Origin of the sequence: Pseudomonas sp. GM21 (assembly GCF_000282215.1) — a bacterium.
In the GTDB taxonomy this organism is placed as follows: Bacteria; Pseudomonadota; Gammaproteobacteria; order Pseudomonadales; family Pseudomonadaceae; genus Aquipseudomonas.
Genome location: NZ_AKJS01000127.1, coordinates 1 through 23,171 on the forward strand (window position 1 = coordinate 1; position 23,171 = coordinate 23,171).

General features: G+C 55.1%; 22 protein-coding genes and 1 pseudogene. 13 read left to right on the plus strand and 10 right to left on the minus strand.

Annotation, left to right across the window (positions count from 1 at the left end):
* Positions 1 to 243 precede the first annotated feature (243 nt).
* Positions 244 to 810 (minus strand): RBBP9/YdeN family alpha/beta hydrolase, encoded by a 567-nt coding sequence (locus PMI22_RS08415; protein ID WP_007947448.1) that lies wholly within the window; start codon positions 808 to 810, stop codon positions 244 to 246.
* Positions 811 to 1,163: 353 nt separating this feature from the next.
* Between PMI22_RS08415 and PMI22_RS08410 the strand changes: the two genes are divergently transcribed.
* Positions 1,164 to 2,198 carry an AraC family transcriptional regulator gene (locus PMI22_RS08410; protein ID WP_007947450.1) on the plus strand — a complete coding sequence of 345 codons (1,035 nt, stop codon included), beginning with the start codon at positions 1,164 to 1,166 and terminating at the stop codon, positions 2,196 to 2,198.
* Between the two features lie 245 nt (positions 2,199 to 2,443).
* Here the strand turns inward: PMI22_RS08410 and PMI22_RS08405 are convergent, their stop codons facing one another.
* The 7 genes from PMI22_RS08405 to PMI22_RS08375 all read right to left on the minus strand — a co-directional run bounded on the left by PMI22_RS08405 (position 2,444) and on the right by PMI22_RS08375 (position 8,831).
* Positions 2,444 to 3,454 (minus strand): YeiH family protein, encoded by a 1,011-nt coding sequence (locus tag PMI22_RS08405; RefSeq protein ID WP_007947451.1) that lies wholly within the window; start codon positions 3,452 to 3,454, stop codon positions 2,444 to 2,446.
* Entirely contained in the window at positions 3,451 to 3,777 is a 327-nt protein-coding gene (locus PMI22_RS08400; protein WP_007947452.1) for a Rieske (2Fe-2S) protein, read from the minus strand. The genes PMI22_RS08405 and PMI22_RS08400 overlap by 4 nt, the downstream gene beginning before the upstream one ends.
* Entirely contained in the window at positions 3,774 to 4,436 is a 663-nt protein-coding gene (locus PMI22_RS08395) for a DsbA family oxidoreductase (RefSeq protein ID WP_007947453.1), read from the minus strand. The genes PMI22_RS08400 and PMI22_RS08395 overlap by 4 nt, the downstream gene beginning before the upstream one ends.
* Positions 4,433 to 5,761, minus strand: coding sequence for an MFS transporter (locus PMI22_RS08390; RefSeq protein ID WP_007947454.1), 1,329 nt, complete (start codon positions 5,759 to 5,761; stop codon positions 4,433 to 4,435). Before PMI22_RS08390 ends, PMI22_RS08395 begins: the two co-directional genes overlap by 4 nt.
* A gap of 92 nt (positions 5,762 to 5,853) precedes the next feature.
* Complete coding sequence (locus PMI22_RS08385) at positions 5,854 to 6,906, minus strand: 3-keto-5-aminohexanoate cleavage protein (RefSeq protein WP_007947455.1); 1,053 nt, start codon at positions 6,904 to 6,906, stop codon at positions 5,854 to 5,856.
* A gap of 82 nt (positions 6,907 to 6,988) precedes the next feature.
* Positions 6,989 to 7,837, minus strand: coding sequence for a TauD/TfdA dioxygenase family protein (locus tag PMI22_RS08380; RefSeq protein ID WP_007947456.1), 849 nt, complete (start codon positions 7,835 to 7,837; stop codon positions 6,989 to 6,991).
* Positions 7,838 to 7,850: 13 nt separating this feature from the next.
* Positions 7,851 to 8,831 (minus strand): quinone oxidoreductase family protein, encoded by a 981-nt coding sequence (locus PMI22_RS08375; protein ID WP_007947457.1) that lies wholly within the window; start codon positions 8,829 to 8,831, stop codon positions 7,851 to 7,853.
* Between the two features lie 453 nt (positions 8,832 to 9,284).
* On the opposite strand from PMI22_RS08375, the gene PMI22_RS08370 reads away from it, so the two are divergent.
* The 12 genes and pseudogenes from PMI22_RS08370 to PMI22_RS30755 all read left to right on the plus strand — a co-directional run.
* On the plus strand, positions 9,285 to 9,965 hold the full coding sequence (locus PMI22_RS08370; protein ID WP_007947458.1) for a DUF3313 domain-containing protein: 681 nt from the start codon (positions 9,285 to 9,287) through the stop codon (positions 9,963 to 9,965).
* A 150-nt stretch (positions 9,966 to 10,115) separates the two neighbouring features.
* Entirely contained in the window at positions 10,116 to 10,577 is a 462-nt protein-coding gene (locus tag PMI22_RS08365) for a YMGG-like glycine zipper-containing protein (protein WP_007947459.1), read from the plus strand.
* A gap of 521 nt (positions 10,578 to 11,098) precedes the next feature.
* Positions 11,099 to 11,917, plus strand: a complete 819-nt coding sequence (locus PMI22_RS08360) for a transcriptional regulator (RefSeq protein WP_007947461.1) — start codon at positions 11,099 to 11,101, stop codon at positions 11,915 to 11,917.
* Positions 11,914 to 12,396 (plus strand): hypothetical protein, encoded by a 483-nt coding sequence (locus tag PMI22_RS08355; RefSeq protein ID WP_007947463.1) that lies wholly within the window; start codon positions 11,914 to 11,916, stop codon positions 12,394 to 12,396. The genes PMI22_RS08360 and PMI22_RS08355 overlap by 4 nt, the downstream gene beginning before the upstream one ends.
* Before the next feature lie 343 nt (positions 12,397 to 12,739).
* Positions 12,740 to 13,135 (plus strand): hypothetical protein, encoded by a 396-nt coding sequence (locus PMI22_RS0129620; RefSeq protein ID WP_007947466.1) that lies wholly within the window; start codon positions 12,740 to 12,742, stop codon positions 13,133 to 13,135.
* A 200-nt stretch (positions 13,136 to 13,335) separates the two neighbouring features.
* Positions 13,336 to 14,301 carry an AraC family transcriptional regulator gene (locus tag PMI22_RS08350; protein ID WP_007947467.1) on the plus strand — a complete coding sequence of 322 codons (966 nt, stop codon included), beginning with the start codon at positions 13,336 to 13,338 and terminating at the stop codon, positions 14,299 to 14,301.
* Between the two features lie 319 nt (positions 14,302 to 14,620).
* Positions 14,621 to 15,607 (plus strand): EAL domain-containing protein, encoded by a 987-nt coding sequence (locus PMI22_RS08345; RefSeq protein ID WP_007947468.1) that lies wholly within the window; start codon positions 14,621 to 14,623, stop codon positions 15,605 to 15,607.
* Between the two features lie 100 nt (positions 15,608 to 15,707).
* A complete protein-coding gene (locus PMI22_RS08340) occupies positions 15,708 to 16,208 on the plus strand; it encodes an outer membrane beta-barrel protein (protein ID WP_007947469.1) in 501 nt (166 codons plus the stop codon).
* Between the two features lie 141 nt (positions 16,209 to 16,349).
* On the plus strand, positions 16,350 to 16,952 hold the full coding sequence (locus tag PMI22_RS08335; RefSeq protein WP_007947470.1) for a transglycosylase SLT domain-containing protein: 603 nt from the start codon (positions 16,350 to 16,352) through the stop codon (positions 16,950 to 16,952).
* Positions 16,953 to 18,163: 1,211 nt separating this feature from the next.
* A complete protein-coding gene (locus PMI22_RS08330; RefSeq protein ID WP_007947472.1) occupies positions 18,164 to 18,352 on the plus strand; it encodes a hypothetical protein in 189 nt (62 codons plus the stop codon).
* A 328-nt stretch (positions 18,353 to 18,680) separates the two neighbouring features.
* Entirely contained in the window at positions 18,681 to 20,099 is a 1,419-nt protein-coding gene (locus tag PMI22_RS08325; protein ID WP_007947473.1) for a DUF1254 domain-containing protein, read from the plus strand.
* 184 nt (positions 20,100 to 20,283) lie between these two features.
* A pseudogene (locus PMI22_RS30755) lies at positions 20,284 to 20,478 on the plus strand (transposase); the annotation flags it as partial.
* 261 nt (positions 20,479 to 20,739) lie between these two features.
* Here the strand turns inward: PMI22_RS30755 and PMI22_RS08315 are convergent.
* Both PMI22_RS08315 and PMI22_RS08310 read right to left on the minus strand, forming a co-directional pair.
* Positions 20,740 to 21,582 carry a nitrilase family protein gene (locus PMI22_RS08315; RefSeq protein ID WP_007947475.1) on the minus strand — a complete coding sequence of 281 codons (843 nt, stop codon included), beginning with the start codon at positions 21,580 to 21,582 and terminating at the stop codon, positions 20,740 to 20,742.
* A complete protein-coding gene (locus PMI22_RS08310; RefSeq protein WP_007947476.1) occupies positions 21,579 to 23,078 on the minus strand; it encodes a purine-cytosine permease family protein in 1,500 nt (499 codons plus the stop codon). The genes PMI22_RS08315 and PMI22_RS08310 overlap by 4 nt, the downstream gene beginning before the upstream one ends.
* Between the last annotated feature and the right edge of the window lie 93 nt (positions 23,079 to 23,171).

Consider the following 23,171-nt stretch of genomic DNA (forward strand, 5'->3'; position numbering starts at 1 on the left):
TGCCCGTATCCAGTTCAACCGCCTGGGCGGTCGGCATGGAAGCCGCCAAGATGGCCGAAGCCAGCAAGGTGTAACGCGAAACCGTGAAGCCTTGATTCTTATTGTTGTGCATTGCGTTGTTTCTCCGCCTTTTGTATTTGTTTTAAGCGCAGCAGCCCTCACGCATTCCCTTGTACCAGGGACTTGCGCTTCTCAGGAGTGAGGGCAAATGCCGGTTGGCTTACAGCCAAGTCGGCGCCTGAACTACTGATCCAATTCCAGGATGAGCGCTTCCGCTTCTGGCCAGTGGCCAAATCCTGCAGCTGGATTGAGATGGCCTACTGCGCCAAAATTGCGCAGTTCGGCACCCCAGCCTTGAGCCATGCGAGTGACGGCGTCCAGACTGGCAAGGTGATCATTGGTGCTGCCGGCCACCAGGCTTGGGAACGGCAACGTACCTTTGGGTAGCGGATCCCAGCCATGGGCCCGCAGAGATTCAGAAGTGGGGTAGCCTTGCGGCCAGGTAGCCTCGAGGTCGGGTGGCGCGGCCAGCAGAGCGCCCTTGATCGGACGACTGTGCAACGCTGCCCAGTGCGCGACCATCAGAACACCGGCACTGTGGGCGACCAGAATCACCGGCCCTTCGATCTGCTCCAGTTCGTGCTGAATCGCACGAACCCGTGCAGCGCAGTCGAGCTTGTCGGTTTCCAGCGGCGGAACGCTGCGTACTTTGCAGAGTCTGGCTTCAAGCAATGTCTGCCAATGCTCGGCCACATGCTCACGCAGGCCCGGCACGATCAAAACGGTTGCAACAGTATTCAGTTTGTCCACGTCAGCACCTACGCTTTCTCGATGACTCGACTGACTCGTTGGTCAGCGATTTTTGTTGTGTTGACATTAAAGTTCCCCCACCCCCAACGCTTTTCATTGGACGTCAGCCACTTTTCTTTTCATGACAAATTTCACGGCGCCGACATGAGGTGCCCGCTGGTCGAAAATCACAACGGGTTTGCCCAAGGCCACTGTAATCAATACGTGAGCGGTTTTATCTCGATGAGACGGGGCAATTAGAGTCACCACAGGGCGCACGCCGGCGCTTACGCAACAAACTTTCCATTTCATGACGTGCTGGATATAGTCGCCACGCTCATTTCCACCTTAACCGGCCCAGGGAAGACCCACGCATGACCAAGCTTGTTCGCGCAGCTGTCTTGACCAACTACCTGGAGGTCACCCAGTACCTGGGATTTAACCCGCGCGATGTACTGGAAGCCAACGGCTTGAGCAGGGCTCAGTTATTAGCACCGGAACATCGGATTCCCATCGATTCGGCCGTGCGTGTGCTGGAAGATTCAGCCGTCGCCAGTGGCTGCCAGAGCTTCGGCCTGAGCATGGCCGAGTCGCGCCACCTCTCGGACTTCGGGGTGGTCAGTTTGTTACTCACTCACCAGCGTACGCTGCGAGAGGCCTTTGAGGTCATCGCGCATTACCGTCACTTGATGAATGATTCGCTGGCCATCTTCATTGAAGAGGCCGGCAAAATGGTGATCATTCGCGAAGAGGTGGTGACCGACACGCCCATGGCCTCCCGGCAAGCCAACGAACTGGCCATCGGCGTGATGTTCCGTTTGTGCGCGGCTTTGCTCGGTGCACACTGGAGCCCCTACAGCGTCAATTTCACCCACCAGCCGCCGGACAACCTGCAATTGCATCGCCGCCTGTTCGGCTGCACGCTGGAGTTCGGCAGCGAGTTCAACGGCATTGTCTGCCCCAATACCAGTCTGGACGCGACCAACCCCCACGCCGACCCGGCCATGGCTCGTTACGCTCAGGGTTACCTCGACTCGCTGCTGAGTGATGAAGGGCCGTCGTTGCTGTTCGAGGTGCGCAAGGCCATTTACGTGCTGCTGCCCATGGGGCGCGCCACCATTGAGCAGATCGCCCAGACCCAGGGCATGAACGTACGAACGCTGCAACGTCGCCTCAAAGATGACGGCTGCGCCTTCAACGACCTGATCAACGACGTGCGCCGCGATCTGGTCCTGCGTTATCTGGAGAATCCGAATTATTCGCTGGGGCGCATCGCCGACATGCTCGGGTATTCCATGGCGAGCTCCTTCACACGCTGGTTCATCACCCAGTTCGGCATGCCACCCGCCACTTGGCGCGCACAAAAGCAAACGCCCTCAAAACCGCTCTCCGACGCCAAGGAATACTGAGCGAGCCGTACCAGCACCCTCCCCCCCTGAATGTACCGCCCACCCGAGCGCAACCCTGAATATGGGGCTGGCGCCGGGAGGCATCCTTCAAGTCGTGACTTTGGTTCAGAATCCGAAACATAAAAAACGGCGACTGCTTGTACAGTCGCCGCAAAAAGCCGGTGTTTGTGACACCGACCGAGGCCCGCAAAGCGCTGAGGAGTCAAACGCAATGCGGCCCTGCTGTAAACGGATTCAGGTCCGGCTTAGAACATCCAGCGCAGCATCAGCAGGACCAGGACGACGAGGAACACCGTCTCCCCCACCATCAGGAGGATGGGCTTGATGCCTACGGAGGCCAGTTCCTTGAGTTGAGTCTTCATGCCCAGGGCACTGATGGACACCACCAGGCACCAGCGCGACAGTTCATTGACCGTGCCTTGCACCGCTGGCACCACCCAGCCTGTGCTGTTGATGCACGCCAGCAGCAGAAAACCGACGGCGAACCACGGCAGCAGAGGCGGTCGCTTGCCTCCGGTCTCGACGCCTTGCATACGCGTCACCATGGCCGCACAGACGATCACCGGCAGGAGCATCGCAACCCGCATCAGCTTGACCACCGTAGCCGTATCACCGGTTTCGGTCGACATGCTGTAACCGGCACCGACCACTTGGGCTACATCGTGGATGGTGGCGCCGAGGAATATTCCCGCCATTTGCGGTGACAATGAAAACCAGTTGGCAATCATTGGATAAACGATCATTGCCATGGTCGACAGCGCCGACACACCAATGACGGTAAACAGTGTGGCGCGTTCTTTCTGCGGATGATTAGGCAATGCCGCAGCCAGCGCCAAAGCAGCGGAAGCGCCGCAGATCGCCGTCGCGCCACCGGTGAGCATGCCGAACAAACGCTGGAAACCCAGCAGCTTGGCCGCGATCACCGAAACGCCAATGGTCACCACCACCAGAGTCACCACCAGCACTACCGGCTTCCAGCCCAGCGCGGCAATCTGCTCAAGGGTGATACGCATACCCAGCAAGGCCACGCCGATGCGCAACACGGTGCGCGCCGTAAATTCGATGCCGGCCTTGCAGACACCCTCTCCCGCCAGGAAGTTCAGGGCCATGCCCAGCAGCAAGGCAAACAGCATCACCGGCGCTTTGTAGTGCTCGGACAAAAAAGTAGCGGCTGCCGCCACGATCAGACTGACGATAAATCCCGGTGCCAGTTCGCGTGTTCGGCTATGGATACGGGAAAGAGCGATGGCGCTCATGGCGCGGACTCCTCAGAAGCAATAACGATAAAGGCCTGGTCGTCGACAACTTCGACCGGGTAGTTGATGACCTTGAGCTGGGTGGAATTGAGCAAGTAGCCGCTGCGCAGATCGAACCGCAGACCATGAGCGCAGCATTGAATCACCCGACCCTCAAGACGCCCGCCACAGAGCGAGGCGCCCTGATGCGGACAACTGTCATCGATGGCAAACAACTCGCCCTCGACGTTGAACAACGCCAGGCTTTTGTTCTCGAACTCAAACAGTGCACGACCGCCCGCCTGCGGGAGTTTTCCCGTGGGCACGGGGACACGACGCGTCATGACGAGGACCGCACGCGCTGGCGCTCCAAGGCTTCGTACATGGTGCCCAGCAGCACCTCGGCAGGCTGCGCGCCGGTCATCGTTAATTGGCCGTCAAACTGAAAACTTGGCACGCCGCTGGAGGCCCCTATCTCGTTACCGACAAACGGACCGGATTCGTCTTTCAAGTAATCCCTCACCGCATCAGCGTCATAACCGCACGATTGGGCGATGGCGATCAAGGTCTCGCGGCTACCCAGGTCCTCGCCGTTCTGGAAGTACGCCGCGAACAGTCGCTCAAGCAACAGATCGCGCTGAGCCGAACTGCCTCGTGAGTTGGCGTGCGCCAACAGGCGATGGGCATCAGCGGTATTAGGCATCGTGGCAATGCGACTCAAGTCGATGGCCACCCCTACCGCCTGTGCGGCCCGCTGCACCTGGCCCTGACGCATCGCCACCGCTTCGGCACTGCCCAGACGGTTGAGGTAGAACTCGGCGAACGGTTCGCCCTGTACCGGCAGGTGCGGGAGCAACTGCACCCCATGCCACACCGTGGTCACCAGCACATCCGGTTGCTGCGAGCGCAGCAACTCCAGAGCGCGCTCCAGTTGGCGTTTTCCGATCAAGCACCAGGGGCAGATAAAATCGAAAAACACATCGATACGCAAACGACCACTCACACCTTCACCTCTACAGCTTTACTGACCGAATCGTTGACACTCTCACCCGCCAGCCGGGCGATATCCTTGTGGTAATGGCACTTGGCAAAAAAGAACACCGCCGCTGCCGCAATACTCACCAGCGGTACTAGCTGGAAGGCCGCCTGCAAGCCGATCATGTCGGACACCTTGCCGGTAATGAACGGGCCAGGCGCCAGGCCGAGCAAGTTGTTGGCCAGGGTCAGCGTGGCAAACGCCGTACCGTGCACCGAATAGTGAGTCAGGTTGGCTACCATCGCCCCGGCAGGTCCGGTGGTGCCGGCGGCAATCAACATACCCAGGCAAATCAACAGCAATTGCGCAGGTCCTGGCGGCAAGGCGAACGCCGCCGAAAGCAGCAGGCAACTGCCCAGGCAATAAGCGATGGCCAGCGCGACCTTGCGCTCGGCCGATTGACGACACATGCGATCGCTGAGCATGCCGCACAGGATCATCCCGGCGCCGCTGCACAGGACGATGATCGCCGCAACACCGCCAGCCTTGCCCGGCGCCATCTCGTAATAGCGATTGAGGTAGCTTGGCATCCACACGATCACGGTGCCGCCAACGAACAGTTGCAAACCACTGCCGATGTAAGCCGCAATCACCGAAGGGCTGGAGCACAATGTGCGCAATGGACGCTTGACCGCCGCGCTGACTTTTTTGCCGGCCTGCGCCGCACGCTGAGGCGCAATGCGTGCTTCCTTGACAATGATCGGGTACAACACCGCCAGCACCAGACCAAACAGGGCCATGCCGGCAAACGACCAGCGCCAGCCGAGCTTGGCCGCAATAGCACCGCCCAAGGCCATGCCCAAAACCGAGCCAAACATACCGCCGGCCATAAAGGCACTGGCCAGCGTTGCACGCATGTGTTTCGGAAACACCGAAATCACCACGGCAATACCGACGCTGCCATAGGCAGCCTCACCGACACCCACCATGAAGCGGGCAATAAACATTTGCTGGTAGTCCTGCGCCAATGCGCAGCCCAGCGTGGCGATACTCCACAACAGCGCCATCAGCGCCAGACTTTTAACCCGACCGAAGCGGTCAGCCATCAATGACAATGGAAAGGTCAGCAAGCCGACCATCAACGCCACGATGCCGCTGAGCAAACCGAGTTGGCTGTCAGTCAGGGCCCACTCGCCCTTGAGCAACGGAAATACTGCGTTCAGCACTTGGCGGGACATGTAATCGGAAATCAACAAACCGAACGTCAGTGCGAAGACGATCCAGGCGTATTTGCGCGCAACACTGACACCATTGGAGTCATCATCGTCGGCGGCAATTGGGTGAAAGGCCATGCAGCCTCCTCGAAACTTTGCTTTATTGTTGTTATCGAGCGAATTGCAAAACAGCGAGCGAGAGGTCATCGACCTCCCGCCCTCGCTGCCGGTCAGCCGCGTTGCGGCACACCTTTCTGCCCAGCCTTGCGGTTGGGGGCCATGCCGTTGGCCAACAGGGTTTCTTCGATAGTTTCGTACTTCTCACCAATGCGATAGATCGCGCGGGCTTCTTTGCCGGTGGCGATTTCGCGACCCAGCTCGTGAGCGATGCGCACGGTTTGCTGGATCTGTGCAACCGAACCAAAACGGTCGCCCTTGTGATCAATGATGGTGTCTTCATTGCCCACACGCGGGTGCATACCCATGGCCATCGCCATGGTGTTGAACGGCAGCACGTTCTTGAGCAGCGACTCGGACGTCAGGGTGCAGCCGTCTGGTACGCGGTGGATGAAGTTGAAGAAGTTGAACGGATTAGGACCGTCGAAACCGCCACCGATTCCGATCCAGGTCAGGTTCAATGGACCTTTGTACAGACCCTTGCGCACCATACGCTGCAGAGTTTCCAAAGCGTGCATGCCGGTCAGCTGGAAGTGCGGCTGGATGTCATTGTCCATCAGACGCTTAAGGTGCTCGATAACCCAGGCCGGGCCGGCCGGTACGGTCATTTCGCTGTAGGCAGCCTGATAGGCAGGGTTGGCCAGGGAAGTGCCTTCCAGGTATTCCGGATACAGCAGTTCCATGATGTTCATCTGGGTGGTGTTGATCGCCACCGTGACCTGATCCGGTTTTGGCGTCAGCTCGGCCAGCATGTGGCGGGTATCGTCGGACAACCACAGCGCGGCTTCACCATCGCTTTCAGGTGCGAAGGAAATCGAACCGCCGACCTGGATAATCATGTCCGGCACTGCTTCACGCACGCCGCCAATCAATTCGTTGAACTTGGACAGACGCTTGGAACCCTTGCCGTCCAGTTCACGCACGTGCAGGTGCAGAACCGTGGCGCCGGCTTCATAGCACTCGACCGCTTTCTGGACTTGCTCGTCCATGGTCAGCGGGATGTCTTCCGGGAAATCTTCCGGCATCCACTCAGGGCCGTAAGGGGCCACGGTGATGACCACTTTTTCCATGTTTTCCGGGTGCAGGGAATCGTCGAAGAATTGCATGAGTTACTCCAATTTTTATGGTTGTCCGCCTGCCGGTCATGCCTGGCAGGCGACTCTACGAGTGCTAATACAGGGGGTTCGATCAGAACGTCTTGTCACCGATAATCCCGGCACGTTCCATCTTGCGATGGCACGGCGGGTAATCCATGACCGCGTAATGCTGGGTACTGCGGTTGTCCCAGATCGCGATGCTGTTTGGTTTCCAGCGCCAGCGCACTTGATACTCAGGGATGTACGCCTGGCTGATCAGGTAGCGCAGCAACTCGCCCGCACCAGGGTTTGCGTCCTGGCCGAAACGCACCCGGTCAGGGGTGTGGTAGTTGCTGAAGTGGGTGGTGAAGGCGTTGACGAACAGCACCTTTTCACCGGTTTCCGGGTGAGTACGCACCACCGGGTGCTCGGCATCCGGGTACATCGCCTTGAGCGCCAGACGTTTCTCGATCGGCATGGCCGCACCGAAGCTCGCTTCGATGCTGTGGCGGGCACGCAGATCGGCAATCTTGACCTTTACGTCTTCAGGCAAGTTCGCATAGGCCTGGACCATGTTGGTCCACATGGTGTCGCCGCCCACAGGCGGGCACTCCACGCAACGCAGTACACAACCCATCGGCGGGGCTTCGCGCCAGGTGGCGTCGGTGTGCCAGGCGTTCTCGTAGCGGTCCATCGGCTGGTCCGGATTCTTGTAGATGCGCACCAGTCCTGGATGGTCCGGGTCGCTGCCGGCCACCGGGTGATCCTCCAGCTCGCCGAAACGACGGGCGAAGGCCACGTGGTCGGCGCGGCTGATGTCCTGATCACGCAGGAACACCACCCGGTGCTTGAGCAACTGGGCACGAATCTCGGCAAACAGACCGTCGTCATGCACCGCGTCGGCGAGGTTGACGCCGATCAGTTCGGCGCCGATGTTGTAGGTCAATTGTTCGACTTTCATGACTGGCCGCTCCTTAAACGATGAAAATCGAAGAGCCGGTAGTCTTGCGTGACTCCAGGTCGCGATGGGCCTGGACAGCGTCTTGCAAGGCATAGTGCTGGTTGATTTCGATCTTGATGCGACCGCTGCCAACGTGGTCGAACAACTCACCGGCCAGGTCAGCTTTCTCTGCCGGGTCTGCGATGTAGTCAGCCAGGGCTGGACGAGTCAGGAACAGCGAACCCTTCATTGCCAGCAGTACCGGGTCGAAGGCCGGGATCGGGCCGGAAGCGGTGCCGACGCACACCATCAAGCCGCGACGCTTGAGCGAATCCAGGGAACCCATGAAGGTGTTCTTGCCAACGCTGTCGAACACAACGTTGACACCCACGCCGTCCGTCATCTCGCGAACGCGCTGGGCAACGTCTTCATGGCTGTAATTGATGACGTGGCTGCAACCATGGGCCAGGGCAATTTCACCCTTGGCTTCGGTGGACACGGTACCGATGACGTTCACGCCGAGCAGCTTGGCCCACTGCGAAACGATCAGGCCCACACCACCCGCGGCGGCGTGCAACAAAATGGTGTCACCGGCCTTGAAGTCGTAGATGCGGCGCATCAGGTACGACGAGGTCAGACCACGCATGGTCATGGCCGCGGCCGTTTCGAAGCTGATGGTTTCTGGCAACTTGATCAATGGCGCAGCCGAGATCAGACGCTCGGTGCTGTAGGCACCCAGGGTGTTGAGAAACCCGGTGTAAGTGACGCGATCACCCACTTGAACGTTGGTCACACCTTCGCCGATGGCCTGGACTACGCCAGAAGCCTCAACGCCCATGCCGTTTGGCATAGGGATCGGGTAGGTGCCATTGCGGAAGTAGGTGTCGGCATAGTTCAGGCCAACCGCTACATGACGGAGACGAACCTGGCCTGGACCAGGATCGCCGACTTCGACGTCTTCATAACGAAGGACTTCGGGACCACCGGTTTCGTAAAAGCGAACGGCTTTGGCCATGATTTCTTATTCTCCAATCTGCAATGTTGGGTGCGTCGAATTGCGCTGATTGGACTGTAGGATGCCGCCCCTGGAGCCGCTTCTCATCAGACGACAATGGCTTTTCATTTCGTGACAGGGGCCCAGTGTTGCGAGATATCCAAGGCCTGTGGCGGATGCACGGCATCGCGCAACGGGAGATTTGCGGGTCAGCAGCTGTTGATGGACATCATACGGTAACGCTGCGCTGTCGCCATTGCGATCAGGGATTGCTCACAGATTGAAACGTTCTGTTCACATAGCCGCCGTCCATAAGAGGCCCAGGATCGGATACGTACTGGCGGGGTAATTTAATAGTTTTTGAGGGTTATTGATTCGGATTTTCCCACCACTGCGGGCAGCATCCGCCCCAGTCAGCACCTGGGACCAGGTCGGAAACTGAATGACAACTTTCATTACTTGAGAACAGAACACATGAGCATGTCGAATAGATGGATTGTGGGTATTGCTTTGAGCTGCGTGTTTCAGGTCGGCTGTGTCTCGAAGGTGGCGCAGCAGGAGCAATATTCGGGCTTTCTGGCCAATTACCAGGGACTGGAAGAACACACCACGCCGAGTGAACAGAAGGTGTTGCGTTGGGTGAAACCAGGGTTTGATCCTCATGCCTATTCCACTGTCGTGTTCAAGCAGGTAGAGCTGTACCCGGCGCCAAAACCGACCGACCGCGTCAACTTGCAAACCCTGCAAGACGTCCAGACCATGGCCAGCAACAGTGTCAGGAGCGCCTTTGCCCCCTCCTACACGATCGTCTCCAATGCACAGCAAGCACCCGCCGCTTCGCGGACATTGATCCTGAATGCAGCGATCACCGAGGTCAGCGCCACCAACGAGGGCATGCATTGGTATGAAGCCGTGCCGATCGCCGCGATTGTCGGTGCAACACAAGCAGCCACCGGTCATCGCGATCAAACGGCCGAACTGTACCTCGAAGCCGAACTGATGGATGCCAAAACCGGTTTGCCGGTCGCCAAGGCGGTACGCAAGGTATTCGGCGAGACCTTGAAAAACGCCAGCCAGCCAATCGCCGCCAATGACTTCAAGGCCGCCCTCAAAAGCATGACGAACGACATGCAGACGCTCCTTTCCAAGCAGTAATAACCGCGCCATACCCCATTGCAAATGTCGAATTGTCTGCCACCCATTGTCATGGAGCGCATCACGATGCAGACAGGCATGGGGTTTTAGCTGCGCCTCCCTGAACAATCCGTTAAGCCACGTAACGATCTCTAACAAGAGTCCGACTTGATGAAACGACTGACCTTGACCTTATCGGCCATTGTATTGCTCACCAGCTCTAGTGCGTGGGCGGTGACACTGGTTCCACTCAAAGGCCAGACATCCCAAATGATTTCTCAAGACACCAGCGCCTGCCAATCACAGGCCAATGCCCAATTCCCGACGCAAAACACAGTGCCATCTGGTGGGCGGATAAAGGGCGCTACCACCGCCGCGGTAGCCGGGGCGGCTGCAGCGGAAGTTCGGGGCCGGCAACATGACAACGTTTATGACCAGATCGACGACGATATCAAACAAGATTATCGCCAGAACCGTGCGCACAGCGCGGCAGCAGCCGGCGCAGTGGTCGGGGCATCAAGACAACGTCAGGAACGCCGACAGAACCTTGGGACCACCGAGCAAACCATCGCCGCCAACAACTCGGTATACAGCAGTTGCCTGCAACAGCGCGGCTATAACGTTTTGCCTTGATCCTGCTACTTGCGCCCGAACAACTTAATTAATGTAACTATATAATTAATAATTACCCCTTCATGCAATCACCCTATCAAGTTCACCCAGTCTCTGAAGTAACTTAACTGTCCTTATCCTCTGCCCCCGCCTGCACCTCACTCAAAATGCCGGGGCTCAGTTTGTTGCGGGTCGCAAAAAATATCGCCTCAGTAAATGGGAATCACTACTGCCAGGCCACAAGCTTGTGCGCGCTTGATGGAAGCCAGTCTCAAACCCTGCCTTGCAGTTTTCGGATAGCGCACATTATTCGTACCGAGCATCATCATTGACCTCGATTGATACCCCGTGGATTACCCTTGCTTGATTCCAGTGAGATTTTTGATAGGCTATTTCAGCATTGTCTAGTGGCTCTCTCTGCACCTTCCGCGCATGCCCGCTCGTAGCCGCTCATCCCCTCCGACACAAATGTATTACGTCAAATCCAGCCCATCAAAACCGACTTTGATACCCAGCCAGATCCACCTGAACGAAGGATTCCCATGCGTTACGCCTTCAAGTTGAAAAACGGGGCAATGACCCTTTTCGACCCAGACACCGCCTTGCTTTCCATTACGACACCCCATGGAGATGTTCAAAGCACCACGATAGGTAGAGCGGAATCGCGCCTGCTGGACCTGCTGCTAACGGAACCCGGCCAGACAAAAAGCCGTGAGGAGATAATCGATTACACCTGGAACGACCGCGTCGTCGCTTCCGGCAGTTTGAATCAGGCCGTTTTCTCACTTAGAAACATTTTGAACGACAGTCGAGATCACGAGATTTTGATGACGGTCCCTCGAAGAGGCTATTGCTTCAACCGTCACTACGTCGTTGACCCACAAACAGTGCCGCCCGCTTCAAATGAAGCCGTGCAACCTTCAGTGCCCGCCATTGAAGTGCTTCCGTCGAGCGAAGTTGATGAAGTCCTGGTGCCTTCAGAAAAACCCCTAAAAGCAACTTACGTTAAAAAAGCCCTGTCAGTCGCTTATGTCGTGACTTTGGGTGTTTGTGCCTTCACCGGGTTTCATTCAGGCTTCGACACACCGAAAATAGAAATTTCCAGTGTAAAAGTAAACGAATTAGTCATCCATGCAGTAGGCAACAGCGTCGAAGAGGCTCAATCACTGCGGGATCTTTCGGTTAAACAGGCTCAACAGCTTTCGCCAAACTTAAAGGGTCAGGTTTGGTTGAATCTCTTTAAAACAAACTACTCTGTTTCGTGCATTCGTCCGGACCTGAGCACTGCAAACCTACAATTGAATCGCGACCAAAAAGACCTCGCCCTGATGATCCAACAATGTTTGGAAGCAACGCCATGAAGCCAACAATACCTTCAATTGCTCACTGGATCGTGCTGGGTATTATCAACGCCGCCTGTATTTTCTCTTTGATGTATTCGCCCTCTTATTACATGGAAAATACCAGTTATCAAACAATCACCCGTCAATGGCTCGAAGATTTGAATCAACTCAACACGGAAGAGTATCTGACCATAGGGCACGGGCGACTTACGCAAACCACACTGGAAAGCCTGAACGGAAAAATCCGCAACGCTACGATCACGGCGGATATCACCCGGGAAAGCAATCGTCACGTTCAGATAAAAATAAACAACGTCAAACTTAGCCAGGACAACGAGCTATTCGCCATTGAAAAAACACCCGATCTCTTTTTTCGACGCCAGTTCGTTCTGCAGGAAGGCGCTGTTCTAAACTACGAATTAATCCCGACCACCGATAAAAAAGCCGTTTGCTTTTATGTGCACGATCTTGGCCGCTTGCGTTGCATGAATCACTAAGCCCTCTGTTGCCCATCACGTCACGCACATTCGGCCAGACAACAGGTCTTGATACGCCTTACCCCTCTGAAGCCGGCTCAAACAAGAAAAATAAGAATTACTGATTTGAGTCAGGCGCCCCACCCCCTCAATCTCTCTCCTCTATAGTTTCCGGAGCCGTGGTCTCTCCCTACAGTGAACCCGGCCTTGACGACATTTTCCAATAAACCTGCCACTCCGAAAATATGAGTTTTTGACTTTGATAAGACTCGTGGAAGCGAGACTATCCACAGGCCAGGCCGTAACAGTGATGCGGCTGACACTTTGCTCTGCCTGAAAAGCCATTAATAAGGAAAGCACGTCAATGCAGCTAAAAAACCTCGCAACCGTATCGTTTGGTGTATTGCTCTCTGTGAAGGCCATGGCCTATGAAGATGAGCCTCAAAGTGTCGAACTGACACGTATTGAAAGCAACAAAAAAACACTGAGCGATGAAAAAACCAGATATAAAACCTGCAATAACTATCGCGTTAATGATTTGTTTGCCTATGATGCTGCAGCCATCGGTCCAACCCGCCAAAAAACGGCCATCTTTGGTTCTAAAATAGCGCCATGCAAACTCCAAAGCCTATTGGACATCGCTCCAACCGATGCGTACGTTTTTTCAGCAGCGTTGCAACTTGCGCCAGAGTCGTTGGCCTCGGCCTCTGAAAAAAATGACAGCAATGATAACGCCGAGTCAGGTACCTTCGCGTCATAGTTAACACACTGGATGTGAAGATTTAGAAATAAACGAATTGTTACACTCAGCGTTTATTTTCTATGGACGTCACTGGCGAGGAGCGGTCAAATGGATCGCTCGTCAAACGCTCCCGACTGATAGGCGTTAACGACCGATATCAGCGTCTTTGACAAAATATTACTTAGCACTATCCATTCAGCTGAAGAGCGTTCAATTCCATGAGCATCCCCGATGAAGTCTTTCGTGTAACCTCTACACCTGCGGACAACCTCAATCGAACAATTGGCCGATGGGAAATGAACCTCGTCCCATCCGAGCGTGAAGCCAGTATTCGACAGCATAAGCTCATTCAGACTCCCAAGCTCCAATGCAGTCGACTGGAGTTTGATTCAGCGATCACTATTATCAGCGCAGTGCCTCATGGCTATGTCACTTTTGCCATTTCACAGGCTTCCGTTGGTCGGCCTATCATCAATAATCATGAGTTACGACCTAACGAAATCATCGTGTTGACTAGCGATGAGCCCGTGCATTACACCTGCGAGCCTAATGAAACTCTTCTCACCCTTACCACGACGTTAGAACATTACAAACAGTGCCAGGAAAGCCACTCAACGATCGATTTGCTTGCAAATCGGAAGGACTACCGTTTTCAGGTTGCAAATTTCAAATCAATGCAATCTGCCATTCAAGCCATCAATACCCACTTTAACAACGCCAATAACCTACCGTTAGAACAGCGCGACTGTACAGAAGCTTCAGCCATTGAAAGTGCCTTGCTGACTTCTCTACTCCGGGTATTGACACCTGCTGGTCGCGCGTCGCTTAAAGTCCCGACAAGAAGAAAGGTCGCGATGGCAGCGATAGAATATATTCATGGCAACCTGAAAAAGGCACTTAGCATGAAGGCACTGGTAAAACAGCTTCAAACGACAACTCGCACCCTGCATCATGGATTCGTCGAAACATTCGGGATTTCACCGATCGCCTACGTTCGGAACTTAAGACTCGCCAATGTCCGCCGGGACTTGGTCCGTAACACATGGCCAACGGTTACCGAAACCGCGATGTACTGGAACTTCCAGCATCTAAGCCGGTTTTCCAAGGCCTATCAGGATGCTTACGGAGTGACACCCTCCGAAACCACCAGGCGCAACGCTGCAAAACTGTCGGCGCCCAACTGATCAATATGTTCGATGGCAGGCGACGCTATTCTGGACAACTCTAACAATCAACCCCTCCAGAAGACGCCGCTCACCAAAAAATAACAATCAATAATTTTCATCCATCCTTCTAAACCAGCAACATTTCTTACTTCTAATTCAAGGGGGTAAGCATGCGCTATCGATTACATTCACTGCCGCTTAAGAAAAAAATCATATTTTGTCTTTTCGCCTATTTGTGTGGTGTCGCACTGGCATGGCTGATTGACTACTCATAACGCGCACCTTACTTCTTCAGTCCAAGATCCCCGCATCTAAAATCATGTGTTTCGGAGTTTTTATGGTGGCGGCGTATAACGCTTTGCTCGGAAGGCAGACGTTGGCTTTATGCACAACGGTTGCTGCTTGTTCGGCCGTATGGTTGGGCCCCGAAAGCCTTGCAGGGAATCCAGGGCTCAGTTGGATGCTTTTTATTGCGTTGGCTTTGATACCGGGAGCTATGTTTTACACCGCACGGAGGATTCAAAGGTACTGCACCTCTCCTGCAGCTCAGCTTCGCAAGGCCATTAGCGCGAACGAGCTGGATATTCACTACCAGCCTATTATCAATTTGCGGACGGGTAAGCTGGTCGGTGCGCAATCGCTTTCTCGCTGGAGCTTAAACGGGGCAGCCATTCCTGGGGACGTATTCATCGCGGCGGCAGAGACGGCAGAAAAGTCCGACCTGATTTGCGAGCTTACGCGCTCGGTCATACGCCGGGTTGCAGAGGATTACTGCACCCATCTTTGGGCGTGTAAGGATTTTTACATCACAATCAATCTTTCCGCTCAAGACATACTCGATCCTACCTTTCCAGACTTTGTGGCCAACATCCTGGCAACGTACAACTTGCCGGCCTCGGTAATGGTCTTTGAAGTCACCGAAAAAGCCTTCTTGAGCCCGATAAGCGCAGCGACTCAACTGAACAGACTTCGAGCGTGCGGGCATCGTATTGCCATTGTTGACGTAGGCTCCAGCTACTCCGGTCTGGCGTTCATCGAATCAGTACCTGTCGACATACTGAAAATAGATCTTGCCCTCATCACACAGGACACCCTCTTGGCCAAGGATGCGCTGTGGCGGCATATTGCCAAAATTGCCAGGACTTTAGAGCTCAACGTCGTCGCCGAGGGTGTGGACACGCAACAGCAACTATCGCACTTGATTTCAGAAGAAGTGGTGTTCGCGCAAGGCTGTTTGTTTTCCAAAGCGCTCCCGATTACAGCATTGGCAAGACGGTATTTTTCAATGTCCGGCGAACATCAATACTTTCACGGATTGAAGTGACTCAAAAATATAAATCAATGACTTCTATCAGTGTTCCCGATCATTCAAATTCTCGGCGAACACCTCACCATCGACACTCTGTAGAAGGACTTCACCTCACATGCTTTTTCGAAACCTTGGCTTCGTCTCACTGCTTTCGTTGCTGTCTTTTCAGGCACTCGCGGATGACAGAGGTTTGTATCTTGGAGCTGGCGTAAGCAACATTGAAACCGACAAATCCCATCTGAGCGATGACGACACCAGCTACAAGGTTTTTGCCGGCTATCGTCTCAACGGCTATCTGGCCTTCGAGGGCGCCTTTGTTGATCTCGGCCAATTCGAGGACAAGAATCTTGATTTCGATGGCAAATCTGTCCAGGCCAGCGCCCATGTCGGCTTTCCGCTGGGAGACCGCGTGCGCCTTTACGGCAGCGTCGGTGCTCATGCCTGGGATGCTGACGGCAATGCCAGTGATGATGACACTGGCGTGGATCTGACCTACGGTGCCGGCGTTGAATTTGATGTGTTTCGCAACATTGGTATCCGCGCTGAATACGAAGTACTGGAAGTCGGCGACATCGACCTGAATCAAACAACGGCCTCTGCTTTTATTCTCTTTTAATGCCCACCTGAGTTGAGCGGCCATGCTGGTCGCTCAACGCCTCCCCCTGACAAACACTCCGTGACCTCAAGATCAGCATTACACAAGTTCTGTGCTGCAAGCGCAGGGCTACGAACACCCTTATTTTTTTGAGGGCTATGGATGAAACAAGGACGAGTTTGGGTACTGCTACTAGTGTTTTCGATCTTGACGGGCTGCACGACGTCGCCACCAAAGGATCAGAACAATCTGTGCAATATTTATCGTGAGTACCCTGACTGGTACGAAGACTCGCTAGAGATGCAAGAAGAATGGGGCACACCTCAACACGTTGCGATGGCGATCATGAAGCAAGAGAGCAGTTTCGTCTCCGATGCATTGCCTCCCCGTGACTACGTGCTTGGGGTGATTCCCTGGGGTCGTGTCAGTTCGGCTTATGGTTATGCGCAAGCCCTGGACCCTGTCTGGGGTGAGTACAAGGATGCAACCGGCAATGGCGGTTCGCGTGACAACTATGATGACGCGATGATGTTTATCGGCTGGTACACCACTGGCACCCACAGCCAGCTTGGAGTCTCCAAAGAGGACGCCTACAACCAGTACCTGGCTTACCATGAAGGGCGAGGCGGCTTTCGTCGTGGCACCTATCGCAACAAACCCTGGTTGATGCAGGTGGCACGCAAAGTAGAACAACAGTCAAAGAACTACCATTCACAGCTCAAGCAGTGCCGCGCAGAGCTGGAGGATGATCGCAGCTGGTTTTAGCCCCTTGATTCTGGACCGATCAACATCTGCCGACTGTCACACCGTCGTCACATCCACCCGGCACAATGCGATCAGCCAAAAGGATTTGGCTACGTGCATAAAGAGCCCGGCCACTGCGCCGGGCTTTTTCGTTTCTGCGGCAGTCTTTTCACGAAATGCTCACATCATGGAGCGCGGATTGAGCAGACAAAAGGATTTGACCCCATACAGAATGCCCGCCTCGCGCGGGCTTTTTGTTTTCAGACTCCCTATCCCCTGCCCGCTTGTATGCCGCTAAGGTTGCCCCCTCCGATTTCTTGATGCTTCAGCGGATGCCATTTTCCGGGCCTGGCTATGCCCCAAAGTCCCGCGATGACCGGTATTGAACCGTGAGGGTTGAATGGCGTCCAACTGAAATGAAACGCATCAAGGGGATGAGGCGATGGAAACGCGTGCAGTGATCAGGTTTTTTGCAGCTTATTTGTCCGTCACTCTAACCATCGCATGGGGTGTCGCCGAGGCATCACCCTGGATCGCCTCTCATATCCTCATGAAGTGGATGCTTTAGCGCATCATTGATCGTCCACTGGAACCTGGTACTGAGCATGACCAGCATCGAAGATCAGTTGACGCAGGCGTATTCGGCAAGCGCACTTTGAAGAGTTTCAGAATTCAGTCGTTCGCATTCTGCATTGGCCTCAATTCGTGTCGAATAGCAGATTTTTAACCTGCACTTACCTTCATTGTCGTAGATGTCGAAATCTATAGGGGCCGTCGTGCAATAAAAGCGTGTCCCACAGCGCGTTGATCCAGTTTCCTTTGGTATCGAGGGAACGACAACGAATCTCGCCATTATGGTTTTTCCCTGTAGTGCCCGCCTGTCATGTACTAAAGGAATAGCGGCTACTAGCCACTAGATCAAGTGATTACCTTGAGAATCCGATGAGCAGTTGGGTGGTGTGAGCCCCCCGCCCCCTATACCCCAAGCTATTCGCAACAAAAACCTGAGAGAGCCTTGCGCGACTGTCCCCCCTTCTGGAATGCACACCTTTTTGAATATGGAGAACAAAGAAAAAACTGAATTTTTTATCTTCCTTTCAAATAGTCAGCTATGACTCAAGAACAGGTAGGGGCTATTGCGCATCAAATCATAAGCGACATCAAGAGCGCGAAGGTTAAGTATCCCTGGCACGGCGGTGATTTGTAGTAGATCTCGATCGAGGGTTGACGGCATGGCGCACTCACTTCACTACCAGATCGGTGAATCCATCCGCACCATCGAGGCCGAGGTGGGGAAGCTGCACGATTTAGCGGCAACGCTCAAAAACTCAGGAAATAATGAGTTGGCGTGGGCAATCTCGCAGCAGGCACAAAAGCTTATTGAGGCGGCAGTAGGGCTAAGAATGGCTATGGCTGGATGAGACATTCATCAAGGGCAGGTCGGGCGTCAGATTGGACGGCGATACTGCGTCAGACACCTAGTAATGTCTTGAAAAGCTGCCGGCATCTCGGCAGCGCTTTTTGAATTGCCGCATATACTGACCGAGCAATCCGGGTTTGCCATCCATGTCGTATTCTCCTCGCACAGTGTCGCGTTCGGCGTGACATCTTCGGACAAGACAAAGACTTACAGGAAGACAAAAGGCGAGATGCGTTATCAGGTCGTGAACAGCGCGACCCTTCATATTGCCTCATTAATGGTTAGTTGATCGATTCACTACCCGATTCAAGGAATGGAGAAGCAGGTTTATGAAAAACCCACTACCGAGAGCCATTGGCTGTGCAATGTTATTGCTCACCTCTTTTACATCGACCCTCACCCACGCAACGGACATCACTCCCGCCGAAACGAAAGCCATCGCCGAGGAAGGCTACATTTACGGTCTGCCCATCGTGATGAACTACGCGATCATGTACGACTACGCGGTGGACAAGAACTCGAGCCAGTTCAAGGCGCCGTTCAACCAGATTGATAGCCTGCATCACGTCGCTACCTACCAGGACACGGCCATCATCTCGCCGAACAGCGACACGCCCTATTCCCTGATGTTCATGGACGTGCGTAGCGAGCCTATCGTGCTCTCGGTGCCAGCGGTAGAGAAACCGCGCTACTACTCGGTGCAGCTCATCGACGGCAATACTTACAACTTCGGTTACATCGGCAACCGTACCACCGGCAATGAAGCCGGCGATTACATGGTGGTCGGCCCCGAATGGAAAGGCGTGACTCCGCCGGGCATCAAGAAGGTGTTTCATTCCCGCACGCAACTGCCCTTCGCGATTTATCGAACCCAGCTGTTCAATCCAACTGATATGTCGAACGTCGAAAAGATCCAGTCCGGCTACAAGGCACAACCGCTTTCCGCCTATCTCAAGCAACCCGCACCGCCTGCCGCGCCGCCGATTGATTTCCCGAAGATCGACAAAGACCTGGTGAAGACTGATTTCTTCAAGTACCTGGGCTTTGCCTTGCAGCTCGATCCCGCCGCACAGGATGAAGTGGCGATCCGCGAGAAGCTTGCCCGAATCGGCGTAGGGAAGGATTTTAACTTCCAGGCTCTATCGGCCGAGCAGAAGGCCGCCATCGTTCAGGGCATGCAGGCCGGGCATGCGAAGGTCGAGGATGGGATCAAGAATCTCGGCACGAAGATCAACGGCTGGAACATTACCGGTGCCGGTGGCAACAGTGCCTTTTATAACGGCGACTGGCTGAAGCGCGCTGCCGTCGCGCAAGCGGGCATCTACGCCAACGATGCCGATGAAGCCACGTATCCGATAACCAGTACCTTACCCAATGGCGAGCCACTCGACGGCAGCAAGCACAACTACACGCTCACCTTTCCTGCCGGGCAACTCCCGCCAGTCAATGCCTTCTGGTCGGTGACGATGTACGACGGCAAGTCGCAATTACTGATCAAAAATCCGATCAATCGCTACCTCATCAACGCACCAATGCTACCCGACATGAAGAAGAACACCGACGGTTCGCTGACGCTGTACATCCAGAAGGATTCACCTGGCACAGACAAGGAAAGCAACTGGCTGCCTGCACCGAATGATCTGATCTACATGGTGATGCGCCTGTATTGGCCGAAGACGGAAACACCTTCCATCCTGCCTCCTGGCAAAGGGACGTGGAGTCCACCGCAGATCGTCAAAGTTACATGACCCGCTAACAACCGTATCCAGCGGACGGCTCTGGTAAGCCGCCGCTGGCCGGGGCATCAGATTGTTACAGCCGATCAAAGAATGGCCAATAACCGCGCTAGTAATGAGTAATCGCTAAGCTTGAATCGCGTCAACTTCGTCCAAAGTTTCTTAAATCGACAAAAAGGGGATGGATTTATTATTCAACGCTATCGAGAGCATCAATGCCCAATTGCGCAAGATCATCAAGACAAGAGGACACTTTCCAACCGACGATGCCGCGACGAAGTTAATCTGGCTGGCGTTGCAAAATATCACCGCCAATTGGGGCAAACCGGCACATGACTGGAAGAACGCCATGAATCAGTTCGCGGTCTTGTACGGAGATCGATTCATCAGGCGACAAAAAGGACACAAAAAGGGGACGGATTTATTATTCCGTCACCTTTTGGGAAATAAATCCGACCCCTTTTTCTCTGTTTTAGTTCGGGGGGCCAACGGCCCCCCAAAGCCATGACGTGGGAAGCTGGAAGCAGCCACACACTACGTTTGCATGGCTTAAAGAGTTCACAATGGCAGCTTTTCACCCGAGGCAAATTGATCAACACGCACCTCACCAGACTGCTCTGTGTAGATGTAACCAAAAAAAATCTCCCTACCGCTATCCCCCCCCAATCAGCCCATACAACCCCTCCCGCCGATCCCCATGCAAATCATTGCGCGCGCTAATCCGCTTATTCCTTGCCTCCCCAAGATTCAACGTCGCCAACAAAATCCGCTCCCCACCCTGCTCCGCCGGCCCCGCCAGCGGATACCCATCCGCATCAACAATCACCGAACCCTGCACCCAACCCACTCCCCGCTCATGCCCATGCCGATCACAAGCAGCAATAAACATCCGATTCACCGAAGCATTCGCCTGAACCCGCACCACTTCTGCCGGACGCTCAGTCGGCGGCCGGGGCCCATCCGGCCAGTTAACCGGCGCACAAAGCAAATCCGCGCCGACCAGTGCCGGAAGCCGCACCCATTCAGGAAATTCCAGGTCGTAGCAAATCAACATCCCAATTCGCCCATGCACCGTTTCCACCACCGGCGGCGCCGCGTTGCCAGCGCTGAAGATTTCGCTCTCCGCATCCCACAGGTGGGCTTTGCGGTACACAGCACGCAACCCTTGGGCATCGATCATCGCCGCACTGTTGGCCAGTTCACCGTCGTCCAGTCGTTCGCAAAAACCGCCGACCACAACAATGTTCAGTTCGCGGGCGAGTGCTGCCCACAGGCGCAACGTTGGTCCTTCAACCGTTTCCGACAACGACAACGCTTCACTACGGTCATTGAACACATACCCGCTCTGCACCAGTTCAGGCAGCACCACAATCTGCGCGCCTTGATGGGCCGCGGAACGAATGGCGCGTTCGGTGAGTGTGCGGTTGAACGCGAGGTCGCCGATTTTCGGTGCCACCTGGCAACAGGCGACCACGGTGTTTTTGGCAGTGTTCAACGCACCTCCTCCGCAGTCGGTTTGGTCATGGCAATGATGTCGCTCTCGGTAATCGCGTCGATGATCCGCCGTTCGGACGCGAGGTCGAGCGAGCGGCTGAGGAGGTAGTACGTCAGGCCCGAGACCAACAATCCCACCAGCCAGGCGATGTCCACGCCTTCGAGCATGCGCGCCAGTGGGCCGACGAATACTTCTTTGTTGGCGGCGGCATCGAATATGTAGAAGAACGGCACCATTGCGGCGAAGCCGATCAGGTACGAGACGATGCCGCGAAATTGCCAGGCGCCGTAGATGCCGTTCGGGGTGAAGAAGTGCGGGATCGCGTAGCGGCCTTTGCGCACGAAGAAGTAGTCCACCAGGTTGACGGCGGTCCAGGGCACGAGGAAGTAGAGCAGCAGCACGAGGAAGGTGTTCAGCAGCGCGATGCCGTCGCCTTTGATCGACAGCACGCAGGTCAGCAGGATCACGCTGATCGCGATGATGGACAGGATTCGGGCGCGGGGTGACGGGGTGATTTTTTTGATCGAGTCGACGCCGGTCAGCAGGGTCAGCATGGCGCTGTAGGTGTTGAGCGCGATGATCGGCAGGAAGCCCGCCACCGAGACGATCACCAACACATTGCCCAGCCCCGGAATCATCGAAGAGCCGACCTGGTTCAACGCCACCAGCGCATCCACCGCTTTCAACTGCTGCGCCAGCCACGCACCGAGGCCGATCATCCAGCCGCCGGACAACGAGGCGCCGATGAACACGGCAGCGATCAGTTTTGGCCGGCTGGTGTTTTTTGGCAGGTAACGGGAATAGTCGGACACGTAAGGCGCATAGGAAATGTTGTAGCTGGCGCCGATGGCGAACAAGGTGGCGAACGCAATCCAGCTGAAGCCGAGATCAGTCGCCGGGGTGACACCCTCTTGGCCTGCGCCGAACATCAGGGCGATCGTGACCAACGCATACAGCGGCAACGTGGCCAGCAACGCCCATTTGAAGGCTTTGTGCATCAGGTCATGGCCGTAGATCGATAGCAGCGCCCCGATCAGCACCACCGCCACCGCGACTATCGCCGGGTCGATGCCGAACACATGTTCGAGGCCGTTCATGATCAGCGAGATGTTCACCACGTTGAAACCGACGAACACAAACATCGTCGCCATCAAGGCCAGGATCACCCCGCGATAACCGAACTGGGCGCGAGACTGGATCATTTGCGGCAGGCCCATCTCCGGACCTTGCGAACCATGGAAGGCCATGAAAATGGTGCCGAACATAATGCCCAGCGCACCGGCCAGCATCGTCCACATCGCCGACAAACCGAGACTTGGGCCGACAAAGCCGATAGAGATGGTGAAGAAGTGAAAGTTGCCCAGAAACCAGAAAGGGCCCTGGCTGCTGAGTTTGGCGTGACGTTCGTTTTCCGGAATGTAATCGATCGAGTGGCCTTCGATGGCCAACCCGCTGCTCGCTTCGAAGGCGTGCGCAGACTGTGAGGACCCTGACATACGAATGTTCCTATGCTGGTAATTGTTGTTTTTATGGGCAAAGCGCCGGTTTCATTGCAATGTAGGGCGTTGGTCAGGGCGATTAAATATCGC